This window comes from Micromonospora sp. NPDC050187 (genome assembly GCF_044459745.1).
Classification (GTDB): domain Bacteria; phylum Actinomycetota; class Actinomycetes; order Mycobacteriales; family Micromonosporaceae; genus Micromonospora.
Map to the genome: position 1 here is coordinate 79,592 of NZ_JBITJH010000020.1, position 13,833 is coordinate 93,424.

12 protein-coding genes are annotated in these 13,833 nt (G+C 73.3%); 7 read left to right on the forward strand and 5 right to left on the reverse strand.

Annotated features, from left to right (window positions below; genetic code table 11):
* Window positions 1–165 precede the first annotated feature (165 nt).
* Genes ACIBJE_RS25345 through ACIBJE_RS25355 form a run of 3 tightly spaced genes read left to right on the forward strand, consistent with a single transcriptional unit; the run spans window position 166 to window position 2,883 of the window.
* Window positions 166–384, forward strand: coding sequence for a hypothetical protein (locus ACIBJE_RS25345; RefSeq protein ID WP_396752437.1), 219 nt, complete (start codon window positions 166–168; stop codon window positions 382–384).
* Window positions 377–1,054 carry an RNA polymerase sigma factor gene (locus tag ACIBJE_RS25350; RefSeq protein ID WP_396752439.1) on the forward strand — a complete coding sequence of 226 codons (678 nt, stop codon included), beginning with the start codon at window positions 377–379 and terminating at the stop codon, window positions 1,052–1,054. The genes ACIBJE_RS25345 and ACIBJE_RS25350 overlap by 8 nt, the downstream gene beginning before the upstream one ends.
* On the forward strand, window positions 1,051–2,883 hold the full coding sequence (locus ACIBJE_RS25355; RefSeq protein ID WP_396752441.1) for a M48 family metallopeptidase: 1,833 nt from the start codon (window positions 1,051–1,053) through the stop codon (window positions 2,881–2,883). The genes ACIBJE_RS25350 and ACIBJE_RS25355 overlap by 4 nt, the downstream gene beginning before the upstream one ends.
* A 134-nt stretch (window positions 2,884–3,017) precedes the next feature.
* Here the strand turns inward: ACIBJE_RS25355 and ACIBJE_RS25360 are convergent, their stop codons facing one another.
* Together ACIBJE_RS25360 and ACIBJE_RS25365 are read right to left on the reverse strand one after the other, a co-directional pair.
* Window positions 3,018–3,983: an N-acetylmuramoyl-L-alanine amidase gene (locus ACIBJE_RS25360; RefSeq protein ID WP_396752443.1), complete on the reverse strand. Its 966-nt coding sequence runs from the start codon at window positions 3,981–3,983 to the stop codon at window positions 3,018–3,020.
* The gene (locus tag ACIBJE_RS25365; protein WP_396752445.1) at window positions 3,983–4,153 is read right to left on the reverse strand and encodes a hypothetical protein; all 171 of its coding nucleotides are present in this window, start codon (window positions 4,151–4,153) and stop codon (window positions 3,983–3,985) included. Before ACIBJE_RS25365 ends, ACIBJE_RS25360 begins: the two co-directional genes overlap by 1 nt.
* 276 nt (window positions 4,154–4,429) lie before the next feature.
* Between ACIBJE_RS25365 and ACIBJE_RS25370 the strand changes: the two genes are divergently transcribed.
* Entirely contained in the window at window positions 4,430–4,699 is a 270-nt protein-coding gene (locus tag ACIBJE_RS25370) for a GlsB/YeaQ/YmgE family stress response membrane protein (protein WP_396752447.1), read from the forward strand.
* 22 nt (window positions 4,700–4,721) lie between these two features.
* Here ACIBJE_RS25370 and ACIBJE_RS25375 read toward each other — a convergent pair whose 3' ends face one another.
* From ACIBJE_RS25375 to ACIBJE_RS25385, 3 genes are all read right to left on the reverse strand, one after another.
* Entirely contained in the window at window positions 4,722–5,735 is a 1,014-nt protein-coding gene (locus tag ACIBJE_RS25375; protein WP_396752492.1) for a LacI family DNA-binding transcriptional regulator, read from the reverse strand.
* Between the two features lie 43 nt (window positions 5,736–5,778).
* Entirely contained in the window at window positions 5,779–8,262 is a 2,484-nt protein-coding gene (locus ACIBJE_RS25380; RefSeq protein WP_396752449.1) for a glycoside hydrolase family 3 C-terminal domain-containing protein, read from the reverse strand.
* Window positions 8,263–8,626: 364 nt separating this feature from the next.
* Window positions 8,627–9,853, reverse strand: a complete 1,227-nt coding sequence (locus tag ACIBJE_RS25385) for an ROK family protein (RefSeq protein ID WP_396752494.1) — start codon at window positions 9,851–9,853, stop codon at window positions 8,627–8,629.
* A gap of 277 nt (window positions 9,854–10,130) precedes the next feature.
* On the opposite strand from ACIBJE_RS25385, the gene ACIBJE_RS25390 reads away from it, so the two are divergent.
* From ACIBJE_RS25390 to ACIBJE_RS25400, 3 genes are read left to right on the forward strand one after another with little or no spacing between them, the layout of a single operon-like run.
* Window positions 10,131–11,798 (forward strand): extracellular solute-binding protein, encoded by a 1,668-nt coding sequence (locus ACIBJE_RS25390; RefSeq protein WP_396752452.1) that lies wholly within the window; start codon window positions 10,131–10,133, stop codon window positions 11,796–11,798.
* Window positions 11,795–12,841 carry an ABC transporter permease gene (locus tag ACIBJE_RS25395; RefSeq protein ID WP_396752454.1) on the forward strand — a complete coding sequence of 349 codons (1,047 nt, stop codon included), beginning with the start codon at window positions 11,795–11,797 and terminating at the stop codon, window positions 12,839–12,841. Before ACIBJE_RS25390 ends, ACIBJE_RS25395 begins: the two co-directional genes overlap by 4 nt.
* Entirely contained in the window at window positions 12,838–13,812 is a 975-nt protein-coding gene (locus tag ACIBJE_RS25400; protein ID WP_396752456.1) for a carbohydrate ABC transporter permease, read from the forward strand. Before ACIBJE_RS25395 ends, ACIBJE_RS25400 begins: the two co-directional genes overlap by 4 nt.
* The last annotated feature ends 21 nt before the right edge of the window (window positions 13,813–13,833 follow it).

Genomic DNA, 13,833 nt, shown 5'->3' on the forward strand with positions numbered 1-13,833 from the left:
AAGCGCACGTCGCCGTCCCGCCAACCAGCCTCGGTGCGACCGCCGCCCGGCCGACGGTGACGCAGCGAGAAGTCGACGGTGGGCGGTGAAGAAACCGGCGCCCGGCGGGCTCTACCTGATGACCGGCGCGATCGCGCCCGGTCGATCGGGAGAGCGAGGTGACCGATGGACAGGACGACGGTCGTGCTGGAGGTGGCCACCGGCGCGGTGGGACTGGCCCTGGCCGTCACCAGGCTGGTGACGGAGACGGTGGACTGGTGGTCCGGCCGTCACCGGGTGGCCGCTGTCGAGGAGACGACAATCCGGCCCGGTGCGGTCGGCGATGCTGGGAGGGTCCGTTCCGGCGCGGAGCGGACCGGTGCGTGGGAGGACGACGGTGCATGAGTACGCCGACTTCGACGACTTCGTCGCCCGGACCCGGTCGGCGATGCTCGCCCGGGCGGTCATGTACTGCGGTCGCCGGCCGGACGCCGAGGACGCGGTGCAGGAGGCCTACCTGGCGGCGTACCTGCACTGGTCGGAGCTGCGCGAGCCACGGGCCTGGGTGGAGACGACGGTGAGGCGGCGCTTCGCCCGGGAGGCCGGACGCTGGTGGTCGCGGTGGCGGCGCACGGAGCTGGAGGTGCCGGTCTCCGCCACGTCCACCCCGGACGAGGAGGTCGCCGCCGTGGCCGTGCTGCGCAGCGTCGGGCTGCTGCCGCCCCGGCAGCGTCAGGTCCTGATCATGATCTGTCTGGAGGGCATGACCTACCGGCAGGTCGCCGACGAGGTGGGAATCAGCGTCGGGGCGGTCGGCGCCAACCTCGCCAAGGCCCGGGAGCGGCTCGCCGTCCTGCTCGGTCTCACCTCCGGACCGCACCGGGCCGGCGATCCGCTGGTCGCCGGCGTGCTCACCCGGTCCGGTCCGGACGGCATGCCGGGGTACGGCGAGGACGCGCTGGGGGCGGCGCTGCGCCGGACCGAACGGTGGCTGGTCCGGGGTTTCGACGCCGACCCGGCGTCGGCGCGCCGGCTGCGGGCGGCACTGGACCGGCAACGGGACGAGCACCGGTGACCGCCTCGCTGCGGGCCCTGCTCGCGCTGACCCTGCTGGCCGGCGTCCACCTGCTCACCGCTCTGCTGGTGCTGCTCTGGATCGGGTTCGCGGTCGCCGGGGTCTGGGTGGTCGGCAGTCGGGAGGCCAGCCCGCAGTTCAACACCACGCCGTTGCTGGTGGCCTCGGCGACCTTCGTCCCGCTGGCGCTGACCGTGCGGGAGCTGGTCCGGGCCAGCCGACCGGCCGGTCCCCGCCCGGACTCCGTGCTGCTGACCCGCAGCCAGGGAGCGGCGTTGTGGGAGCTGGTGGAGACGTTGGCGGAGCAGGTCGGCACCGACCCGCCGCTGGAGATCCGCCTCACCGGCGAGGCCAACGCGGCGGTCACCGACGACGCCTGGCTGTTCGCCCCGACCGGCCGACGGAGGCTCTACGTCGGCGTACCGCTCCTGGTCGGCCTCCGTCCGGACGAGTTGCGGGCGGTACTCGCCCACGAGCTGGGCCACTACGCGCGCCGGCACGCGCGGTTCACCGAGCCCGCCCACCGCGCGTACGCCGGCATGGTCATGGCCCGGCAGCGCATCCGCGAGGCGATGGTCGCCAACCAACTGGTGCGTCTCTACGCCGGGCTCCTCCTGCTGACCGTCACCGTCTGCGCGGCGCTGACCTACCGGCTGGTGCGGCCCGTCCGACGGCGACAGGAGTTGGAGGCCGACCGGATCGCCGCCGAGGTCGCCGGGGCCGGCGCGTTGGCCGACGGGCTGCGGTCCGTGCCGGCGGTCGCCGCCGCGTGGGCCCGGTTCGAGGAGGACCTCGTCGAACCGGTGCGTCGCGCCACCGGTACGGTCCCCGACGACCCGTGCCGGGCGTTCGCCCACCTGTTGGCGGACCCGGAGTACCAACCCGAGCTGGCGGTGCTGCGCGGGGCCGCCGAGCGGCTGCCGGCCGACGGGTTCCACCCCGCCATGCGGCGTCGTCTCGACCGGTTGACGGGGCTCCGCGACGACCCTCGGCAGCTGCCGCCCGTGCCGGAGGTCGCCGCCACGCTCGCGCCCGGCCCGCTGCGCCGGGCGACGAGGTACGCGGGGCGGAGGCGGCCGTGGCGGGAGTGGCTCGACACGCTCGCCGCGTACCGCGCCGGTGTGGCCGTGGAGGCGGTGACCTCCGTGCTCGGCCCCGACCCGGGAGGCTCGACCGTCGCGGAGGCGCTCCGCCGGGTCGGCTCCGGCCGGGCGGACCGGATCGCCCGATCCCTCGGCCCGGATCCGCAGGTGGGCCGCCGACGGTTGGTCGAGGGGATGTCCGCGCTGGTGGGGCTCTGTCTGCTCCGGGCCGGCCGGGCCCGGGTGACGGTGCGCTGGACGGGTTGCGGTCGGTTCACCGGTCCGGGGGTCGACCACGACGACCTCACGGTCTGGGTCACGGCGGCCCTCGACGAACCGGACGGGGTGCCCCGACTGCTGGCGCGGCTGACCGCGCTGGGGGCCGACCCCGACGACCACGTGGGTGCCGAGCCGGCCGGAGCCGCCCGGATCCTGACCATCACGCCCGCCCTGGACGAGACCATCCGACGCCGACACCAGGACGTCGCCCACGTGTCGCTGGCCGTGCTGCTGGTGCTGGCACTGCTGGGGTTCGCTTACTGGCTCGGTGACGAGCCGGAAGCACCGTACCGGCCGGGGATCATCCCCACCCGGACGGCGCTGCCGGATCCGCTGGACCAGGGGCCCCTGCCGGGCCTCGACCCCGTGCCGGGGTTCCCGCTCCGGCCCACCCGGGGGCCTCTCGTGCCGTCGTGGTCACCGCCGCCGCTGCCGGACCTGGTGCCCCGCTCCGCCCCGGCCGGATGAGCCGCCGGGGCGCCGCACCCGACCCGAACGGATGCGGCGCCCCGGTGCGGCGTCGTACCCGGGTGACCCCGGATGCGGCGCCCCGGTGCGGCGTCGTACCCGGGTGACCCCGGATGCGGCGCCCCGGACCGGCGTCAGACCCGGGTGACCCGGATGGCGTCGGCGATGACCAGGCCGCTGGCGGTGGTCCACCGGCTGACCCCGACGCGGTTCGCGTCGCCGGCCGGCAGGGTGAACGTGCCGAGGCTGCGCCAGGTGCCACCCGTGCGCTGGTCGACGACGATCGTCTTGTTGCCGGTCGTCGTCGAGACGATGTACGGCGTGGCGCTGTTGTAGCCGGAGACGCCCGGCCACCAGGCGTCCACCCGGTAGTTCGCGGTCGCCGGGATATTGACCTTGTACCAGGCGACGTCGCTGGCCAGGACCGGGTTGGCGTACCGGTAGTCGGCACCGTACCGCTGGCCGGAGTACGTCGAGACGCCCCAGTTGGCGCTGGCGGTGAACCGGCCGGCGGTGGTGTTGTCGACGATGGTGCTCCAGGCGGGGGGAGTGCCACCGCCCATCTTGGCGGCCACGTCGGCCCGCATGACGTTCAGGTCGATGAAGGACGGGTCGATCTTGCCGCTCGTGCTCGTCTCCCGGTGCCCCCGGGCGTAGCTGGAATCCCTGCCCAGGCGCTTGAGGACGGCGGCGGTCGCGGCGATCGAGGCGTTGTACTGCGCCGCCGTCATCTCCTGGCTCACGCCGTTGTAGTCGATCTCCCACCCGATCAGCATCGTGTTGCCGTCCCCGGCGGGGATCGGCCCGCTGGCCCGGGCGGTGCCCGCGTGGTTGCAACGGCCGGCGGAGATGACGTGGAAGACGCCGTGGTAGTCGACCAGCGCCTGGCAGAGCGGGCCGGGCAGGTCGGAGCGGCCGTTGATGCAGACGTTCAGCGCCGGGTGCGGGTTGGTGGCGCTGGAGGTGGCGGCGGTGTGGTGCCAGAGCACGCCGATCGGGTTGAAGCTACCGGGCCGCATCCGGTTCAGCCAGTCGCCGTGCACCACCACCTGCACACCGGCGGAACGCAGCACGTCCACGAGCCAGGGAATGGTGGCCATCAGGCCTCCTCGAGCAGGTCGGCCAGGCACTCCACGCGCTTGGTGGCGCGGGTCGGTGCGGCGCTGGCGGAGGCGGGTGCGGCGGCGACGGCGGCGGATGCGGCGACCACGAGGGCCGGGATGCCGAGCAGACCTCGGCGCCGCAGTCGGATGGATCGTGAGGTGGCCACGGCGCTCCTTGGGAACGAGGGTCCAGGGGGTGTACCAGGTCGACGACCAGGTTGATCGGCACGCTATATCCTCACGCCCATCTATGTCGATAGTCTTCGTGACTGTTTATCTACGTGAAACTCTCCGACGATCACCCGGTGACCGCGAGCACGGCCGGCACGCGGACGTGTGACGGTTCCATGACGAAGCGCACCGCCGGTCGCGATCCGCGTTTGCGCAGCCCGGAGCGGTGGGGATGGGTACGTTGACGACAGACCCGGAAGGGGAGGTATCCCGTGGAAGTGACCGGCTTTTTCACTGCCCTGATCATCGGCCTGATCATCGGTGCGCTCGGCCGGCTGGTCGTGCCGGGCCGGCAGTCGATCCCGATCTGGCTCACCCTGCTCATCGGTGTGATCGCCGCCGTCCTCGGCACGCTCGTCGCCGGGGCTCTCGGTGTCGACGACACCCGTGGGATCGACTGGATCGAACTCGCCCTCCAAGTCGCCTTCGCCGCGGTCGGCGTCGCCGTCGTGGCGGGAACCTACGGCCGGCGCCGGCACTGAGCGGAGCAGCCGGCCCGCCCGGTCACCCCGGTGACGGGGCGGATCCGGTGCTGCCGCGTACGGTCAGCCGGGGCTCCAGCAGGGTGGCGTCCGGCACGGGCTCGCCGGTGAGCTTGCGCATCAGCAGCGACACCGCCTCCCGGCCGGTCTCCTCCGCCGGCACCGGAACCGAGGTCAGTGCCGGGCTGGCCCGCTCCGCGAACTGGTCCGGGCAGACCGCCACCACCGAGACGTCCTCCGGCACCCGCCGGCCCAGGGCGGGTAGCGTGGCCAGGACCGGCCCGACGGCGGCCTCGTTCTGCACCACCAGCCCGGACAGGTCGGGGACGCGGGTCAACAGGTCGACCAGCTCGTCCCGGACGGCGGCCACCTCCTCGGGACAGGGCCGGATCTCGGCCGCGACGCCGAGCCGGGTAGCGGCGGCGGTGAACCCGGCCCGGGTCCGGTGCGCGAACCCGGTGCCCCGGTCGTAGACCGCCGTCGGCGCGCCGAGCAGGGCGACCCGGCGGTGCCCGAGCGCGGCCAGGTGCTCGACGCAGACCTCCCCGGCCCGGTGGAAGTCCAGGTCCACGCAGGTCAGGTCGGTCGGGTCGGCGGGGAAGCCGATCAGGACGCTGGGCCGGGTCAGCTCCCGCAGCAGCGGAACCCGGCTGTCGTGCATCTCGACGTCCATCAGCACGATCCCGTCGACCATGGCACTGGCCGCGATCCGTTGCAGGCCGGCGGCCCCCTCGTCGGCGGTGAGCAGCAGCACGTCGTGGTCGTAGCGCCGGGCGGTGGTCACCACGGCGGTGGCGTACTGCATCAGCACCGGCACCTGCGCCCCGGTGCGCAGCGGCAGCACCAGCGCGATGACGTTGGCCCGGCGGCTGGCCAACGCCCGTGCCCCGGCGTTCGGGTGGTAGTCGAGCAGGCGGATGCTGGCCAGCACCCGGTTGCGGGTGGCCGCCGAGATGGCCCGCTTGCCGCTGAGCACGTACGACACGGTGCTGACCGCGACCCCGGCGTGCCGGGCCACGTCGGCGATCGTGACCAGGTCGGCCGACTTCACCGCGCGGTTCGGGGAGCCGGCGGCCCGGTCACCGGGTGGCGCCGACATCGAAGCGTTCCCGCTCGGGCCGCCATCCGGTCGCCCCGCCGGCCACGGCCAGCACGCCGACCAGCCGGATGTCCCGCGACGAGCGCCCCACCAGCATGCTGTGCCGGGCCTCCTCCACCACGGGCCGGCCCCGGGACTCGTCCCAGTACGCCAGGTCGGCGACGCGCAGCCGCAGCGTGACGAGCCGCCGTTCGCCGGGGGCGAGGGTGATCCGGGCGAAGTCGCGCAGCTGGCGCAGCGGCTGCTTGACCCGGGAGCGGCGCTGGCGGGTGTAGAGCTGCACCACCTCCTCGCCGGGGCGGTCGCCGCTGTTGGTCACCGTCACGCTCACCCCGACCTCCTCGTCGACGGTCGCCGACGCCGCACTCAGCTCCAGGTCAGCGTAGTCGAACCGGGTGTAGCCGAGCCCGTGCCCGAACGGGTAGAGCGGGTCGCCCCGGTGGTAGAGGTAGGTGGCGTCCGCCTCGATGACGTCGTAGTCGAGCAGGTCGGGCAGCTCGGCTGAGTCCCGGTACCAGGTCTGCGGCAGCCGTCCGCCCGGTTCGACGTCGCCGGCCAGCACGGCGGCCAGCGCCGAGCCGTACTCCTGGCCGCCGTGCGCGGACCAGAGCACCGCCGGCAGGTGCGCGTCGGCCCACCCGACCGCGTACGGGTAGCTGCTGCTCAGCACCAGCACGGTCCGGGGGTTGGCGGCGTGCACCGCCTCCAGCAGCCGCTGCTGCCCGGCGGGCAGGGCCAGGTCGACCCGGTCCTCGGTCTCGCGTCCGTTGACCATCGGGTGGTTGCCCAGCACCACCACGGCCACGTCGGCGGCGGCGGCGTGGGCGGCGGCCCCGGCCACGCCGTCGGCGACCAGTTCGACCCGGAACGCGGTGGCCCCGGCGGTGTCGACCGCGTCGGCCCGCAGCAGCCCGTCCGGGCCGACGGTGACGTACCGGTCGGTGGCGACGTGGTGCAGCAGCACCGTGCCGTCCGGCCCGGGGTGGCACCGGAAGGTCTCCCGCACCACCCACTCACCCGGTCCGGGCCGGTCGTTGACGAGCAGTCCCTCCTCGTCGGCGCGCACGTGCCGCCCGTTGGCGACCGCGCGCAGCGCCAGCAGGTCCGCCCCCCAGTCGAAGACGTCCAGGTGGGTGTCGTCGGTCGGGTCGGTGGCGTCGGTGGTCAGCGCCGCGCCGTCGGGCGTGCCGGCGCAGCGGACGTACCGGTCGCCGACCCGCAGTGCGACCCGGTCCGCCCCCTCGTGGGTGGTCACGGTGGCGTACCGCTCGGCCAGCGCCCCGTACGCGGTGACCGCGTACGGCAGCGTGCCGCTGTACCAGTCCTCGTGCAGGCGGTCGGCCAGCGGGCCGAGCACCGTCACCCGCAGCCCCGGGTCGCTGGTCAGCGGCAGCAGCCCGTCGTTGCGCAGCAGCACGATCGACTGCCGGGCGGCCTCCCGGGCCAGCGCCCGGTGCGCGGGGCAGTTGACCACGTCCAGCGACACGTCGGCGTACGGGTCCTCGCCCGGCGGGTCCAGCTCGCCGAGGCGGGCCCGGACGGTGAGGATCCGCCGCACCGCGGTGTCCACGTCGGCCTCGGTGAGCAGCCCGCGCCGCAGCGCCTCGGTGAGCCGTTCGACGGTCGGCGTGCTGTCCTCGCCGTCCTCGGTGACGTTGTCGATCCCGGCGCGCAGCGCGGCGGCGAACCCCTGCACGTGGTCGGGCAGGTAGCCCTGCATGCCGGCGATGTTGGTCACCGCTCCGGCGTCGCCGACCACCATGATCTCGCCCGGGGCGTACCGACGCAGCTCGTCGGCGATCAGCGGGCTCAGGTGCGCCGGCACCCCGTTGACCAGGTTGTACGAGGCCATCACGGCGACCGCCGCGTCGGCGGCGAGCGGGGCCCGGAAGGCGGGCAGTTCGTACTCGTGCAGCACCCGGGGCGGCAGGTTGCTGGAGGTGGTGGCCCGGTCGGTCTCGTTGTTGTAGCCGAGGAAGTGCTTCAGGGTGGGGGCCGTCCGCAGCCGCCACGGGTGGTCCCCGCGCAGGCCGCGCGCGTACGCGGTGGCCAGGTGGCCGGTCAGCCAGGGGTCCTCGGCGAAGCCCTCCTCGTTGCGTCCCCAGCGTGGGTCGCGCAGCGGGTTGACCACCGGCGCCCAGACGTTCAGCCCGACCCGCTCCGGGTCGGCCTGGTGCATGGCGCGGACCTCCACGCCGACGGCGGCCCCGACCGCGCGCAGCAGATCCGGGTTCCAGCTGCTGCCGAGCCCGACCGCCTGCGGGAAGACGGTGGCCGGTCCGAGCCACGCCACCCCGTGCAGCGCCTCGGTGCCGGTGCGGAACGACCGCAGGCCCAGCCGGGGCACCGCGGCCTGGTGCTGGTGCAGCAGCCCGATCTTCTCCGTGAGGGTGAGCCGGCCCAGGAGATGGTCGACGCGGGCGCCGACGGGGTCGCCGGATGCGGGATCGGTGCTGATCGTCATGGTGGTCCGTTACCTTTCCTGGCCTGCCTCGGCCCGCTCCGGCCTGTCGAAGCGCTTCGACGACCGCCGGCGCGGGGCGTGCGGGATCGGGGTGAGAGGTAGCCGTCAGCCCGGTCGGCGCGAAGCGCCTCGACGGCATGCACACGTGGCCCGCCCCTGTTGCCCACGTGTTACGGGGCGGCCGTCTGAGGCTTGCACCGGGGCCATCCTCCGGTCAAGAGGTGAATGGGATCGCTTCCACGCCGATCGCGTCGAGGGCGATCCGGGGCGGGCGTGGCGCGTCGGGTCGACCCCGGCGGCCGACGGGCGGGTGTCGGGTCGAGCCGACGGGTCGGCCGCCGGTCAGCCGCCGGTCAGCCGGCGGTCAGCCGGCGGTGGCGGCCGGGGTGGGCAACCGACCGGCTTCGACCGCAGCCAGCGAGGCGGTAGCGCCGCCCAGCGCCGCCGCCTCGGCACCGAGCGTGGAGGCGTCCAGCCGGCAGCCACCGGCGTCGGGCGCGAGAGTCCGCCGGGTCAGCTCCGTCCGGGCCGCCGGCAGTAGCCAGGGTGCCAGCGCCGCGAAGTGCCCGCCGACCAGGACAGCCTCGGGGTTGAGCAGGTCGGCCAGGACGGCCGCGCCGTGCCCGAGGTGCCGGCCGAGGTCGGCCAGACCGGCGAGGGTGGACCGGTCCTCGGCGCGGGCCAGGGTCCGGATCCGTTCGATCTCCGGGGCGAAGTCGGTGACCGCGCCGTCGGACTCGGCGTCGGGCAGCAGCCGGCGGACCACCGCCGGCAGGCCGACCAGCGCCTCCAGGCAGCCCCGCCGGCCGCACCGGCACGCCGGGCCGGCCGGGTCCAGCGGCAGGTGCCCGACCTGGCCGGCGAAGCCCCGTCCGCCGCGCAGCAGTCGCCCGTCGACCAGGACGCCCGCGCCGATGCCGGCGCCGCCGGTGAGGTGGACGAGGTTGGCCGTCCCGGCCCGGTCCCCGTGCCGCTGCTCGGCCAGGACGGCCAGGTTGGCCCCGCTCTCCACGGCCACCGGGAAGCCCGGGTCGCGCAGCGCGGCCCGCAGTTCGGCGGCGACCGGCGCGTCCCGCCAGTCCAGGGTGGCGGCCAACGGCACCGTGCCGGTGGTGTCGACCAGCCCCGGCACGCCGAGGGTGAGCCCCAGCACCGTACGGCCCCCGGCGGTGAGGCGTCCGACGGCCCGGCGGGCCAGCTTCGCCACGGCGGCGACGGTCTCGGTGGGGGAGGAGCCCAACGTGCCGAAGGCCCGCCGCCAGGTGAGCAGCCGGTTCCCACCCAGGTCGACCGCGACCACCACCAGCTGGTCGGCGTCGACCTGCATGCCCAGCGCCGCGTACGGCTCCCCGTCGAGGACCAGCATGGTCGCCGGACGGCCGACCCGGTTCTCGGTCAGCCCGGTCTCGCGCAGCAGCCGGCGCTCGATCAGCTCGGTCACCAGGCTGGAGACGGTGGCCTTGTTCAGTCCGGTGCGGGCCGCGATGTCCGCCCGGGAGCAGGGGGAGTGGGTGCGGACGTGGCGCAGCACCACGGCCCGGTTGGTGGCCCGGACGTCGCTCAGGTCGGTCGGCTGCGGCCCGGTCTGCATGGTGATCAACGTTCTCCGCTCCCTGCGCCGACGTGCCCCGACCGGTGCTGTCGTGGGCGGTGATCGCGTCTTCATCATGCCGCACCCGCGCCGTTGACCCCGACCGGCGCGCCCCCTGTGGCCCGGTGGGTGCCCGCCCGGACCCGCTCCCTTGTGGGACCGGTGGCGGTCGTTTAGTTTGTTCGGCTAGAAGACTAACTAATCCTAACCGGGTCGGACCGCTTTGCAACCGTGATCGCCACGATCCGGCCCGGTTTCGCCATGAAGGGAGTGCGCCGTGCAGCCGTCCCTGCCGGACGTGTCCACCGATCGTCGGACCCTGCTCCGCCTGGCCGGGGTCGGCGCCGCCGCGACCGTGGCCGGCGGAACCCTGGCTTCGTGCAGCAAGGAGGCCGGCAGTCAGGGCAGCGCCACCAAGGCCGACGCGATCCGCGCCGTACTGCCCACCCACAAGCCCGCCGAGCTGCTCAAGCCGGACATCCCCGGGGAGGGGCCGATCCCGGACGGCTACCTCACCTATCCGCGTGAGCTGGTGGACGCGGTCACCGAGCAACCGGGCCGGGGCGGCGCGCCGATCAGCACCATGAGCCCGTGGTGGGGCCCGGCCCCGCCGACGCTGGGGCGCAACTCGTACCTGGCCGCCGTCAACGGCAAGCTCGGCGTGGACGTCAACCCCAGCCTCCAGGACGGCGGGACCTACGCCGACAAGCTCAACGCGATGCTCGGCGCCCGGGACGTGCCGGAGCTGCTCAGCGTGCCGAACTGGGAGGTCGACAAGGTCGCCCGGTTCTCCGACGCGGTGAAGGCGCTCTTCGAAGACCTCACCGACCACCTCAAGGGCGACGCCGCCGCCACCTACCCCTACCTCGCCGCCCTGCCCACCGGGGCCTGGGAGTACTCGGTCTGGGGCGGACGGCTGCACGCGGTGCCGTTCCCGACCGACGGTCCGTTCGCCTACGCCCTGTTCTACCGCAGGGACCTGGTGACCGCGGGCGGCCTGGACACCCCGACCAGCCCGGAGGAACTGTACGAGTTCGGAAAGAAGGCCACCGACCCGGCCAGGGGCGTCTGGGCCTTCGGCAGCGTCTTCGAGATGGTCCAGCAGTACTTCGGCTGCCAGCAGATCTGGCGCAAGAAGTCCGACGGCGGGCTGGAGCACAAGTTCGAGACCGCCGAGTTCCGGGCCGCGCTGGAGTTCGGCGCCCGGCTGTTCGCCGAGGGTCTGGTGCACCCGGACACGGTGGCCAGCAAGGGCGCCGACGAGAAGCAGCTCTTCAAGGGCGGCAAGATCCTGATGTACCAGGACGGCCTCGGCGCCTGGCAGGGCATGCAGGGCGAGCAGTCCAGGGTGCTGGCCAGCTTCGACATGCAGCCGCTGCCGGTCTTCGGCGCGAACGGCAAGCCGGCGGTGATCTGGGGCAGCGAGAAGCCGGTCTTCTTCACCTTCGTCAAGAAGGGGCTCGGCGAGGAGCGGACCAGGGAACTGCTGCGGGTGTTGAACTGGTGCGCCGCGCCGTTCGGCAGCCGCGAGTTCGAGCTGCGTGAGTACGGCGTGGAGGGTAAGCACTTCACCCGGGGCTCCGACGGCAGCCCGGTCCCCACCGAGCTGGGTCGCAAGGAACTGGGCGCGCAGTACACCCACATCGGCGGCCGGGTGCCGGTGAAGGTGCGCAGCGGGGACACCCCGAACTACGTCCGCGACTACCTCGGCTACTACCAGGAGCACATCGCGCTGATGGAGAAGGACCTCTTCGCCGGGATCAAGCTGGAGCTGCCGGCGAACTGGTCGAAGATCATCAACCCGACCGAGGACAAGATCCGGGACATCCTCCGGGGCCGCCGGCCGATCGCCGACCTCGACCAGGTGCGCAAGGAGTTCCTGTCCACCGGTGGCGACGAGGGGCGCGCGTTCTTCGAGAAGGCGCTCGCCGACAACGGCCGATGAGCCGGGCGGGCACGGCCGGGGCGGTCGACGCCCCGGCCGGCACCGACCGGGAGCCCTCACCGGCCGGGCGTACGCCGGAGCGGGGTCGCCGCCGCGACGACCGGCCCCGCCCCCGGCGCAACCTGCGGGCCCGCCTGCGCCGGGACTGGCCCCTGCTGGCGATGACCGCGCCGGCCGCGTTGCTGCTGCTGGTCTTCCACTACCTGCCGACCCTCGGCAACGTGATCGCCTTCCAGGACTACAACCCGTTTGTCGGCGACGACCCGCTCGAGGCGTTCCTCTACAGCGAGTGGATCGGCTTCGGCAACTTCGAGGCGCTCTTCCGCGACCCGCTGTTCTGGGACGCGGTCGGCAACACCCTCACCATCACCGCGTTCCAGCTGGTCTTCTTCTTCCCGCTGCCGATTCTGCTGGCCATCCTGCTCAACAGCCTGGTCTCCGGCCGGGTGCGCGGCTTCGTGCAGAGCGTGGTCTACCTGCCGCACTTCTTCAGCTGGGTACTGGTGATCACCTTCTTCGTGCAGATGCTCGGCGGCGCCGGGCTGCTGGCCCAGGAGATGCGCCAGGCCGGGTTCGAGCCGTGGAACGTCATGACCAACCCGGACACGTTCATCGTCCTGGTCACCGCCGAGGCGGTCTGGAAGGACGTCGGCTGGGGCGCGATCGTCTTCCTGGCCGCGCTGGCCGCCATCGACCCCAACCTGTACGAGGCCGCGGCGGCCGACGGCGCGGGCCGCTGGCGACGGCTGTGGCACATCACCCTGCCCGGCCTGCGCCCGGTGATCGTCCTGCTGCTCATCATGCGGCTGGGCGACGCGCTCTCGGTCGGCTTCGAGCAGTTCATCCTCCAGCGCGACGCGGTCGGCCGGGAGGCCGCCGAGGTGCTGGACACCTTCGTCTACTACCAGGCGATCGCCACCCAGCAGTGGGGTCTGGGCGCTGCCGCCGGCCTGTTCAAGGCGGTCGTCGGCCTGCTCCTCATCGTCGCCGCCAACAACCTGGCACACCGGATGGGCGAACAGGGGGTGTATTCCCGATCATGACCGCACAGCTCAGTGGGGCCGGACCGGTGCCGGTGGCGCCGCCGCCGGTCGACGGCCGGAATCGGCGGCCCCGGTCGGCACGTCCGGTCTGGGAGGAGCCGCCTTCGCCGGCCGGCCAGCTCGGCAAGGGCGTGGTGCTCACCCTGTTGGTGCTCGCCGTGCTCTTCCCGATGTGGTCGGTCGTGGTGACCAGTCTCGCCTCCCGGGAGACGATCAACGAGACCGGTGGCATGGTCGTGGTGCCGCGAGAGTTCGACCCGAGCGCGTACGTGACGATCTTCAACGGCGGTCAGATCACCCAGGCGGTCTGGATCAGCACCCTGGTCACCGTCCTCGGCACGGCGGTGAGTCTGGTGCTCACCGTGCTCGCCGCGTACGGGCTGTCCCGGCCGGGCTCGGTGGCGCACCGGGGGTTGCTCTTCTTCTTCCTGCTGACCTTCCTGATCTTCCCTGGCCTGGTCCCCAGCTACCTGGTGGTGACCGGGCTGGGCCTGAAGGACAGCATCTGGTCGCTGATCCTGCCGAGCGCGATCAGCGTGTTCAACCTGGTGGTGATCCGGGCGTTCTTCATGAACGTCCCCGGCGAACTGGTCGACAGCGCGCGGATCGACGGGGCGGGCGAGTTCCGCATCCTGTGGAGGATCATGCTGCCGCTGTCGAAGGCGGTCGTCGCGGTGGTCGGGCTCTTCTACGCCGTCGGGTACTGGAACGCGTACTTCAACTCGGTGCTGTACATCGACGACAACGACAAGTTCCCGATCCAACGGGTGTTGCAGACCTACATCCTCGGTGGACAGTCGCCGGCCGTCTCCGGGGCGTCGTTCAACCTTCCCGGGGTGACCGCGTACCCGCCGACGCTCGCGGTCAAGATGGCGGTGGTGGTGGTGACCGTCCTGCCCGCCGTGATCATTTATCCGTTCGTGCAGCGGCACTTCACCAAGGGCATGATCACCGGCGCGGTCAAGGGCTGACCGGTCCCGGTGCACGCCCGG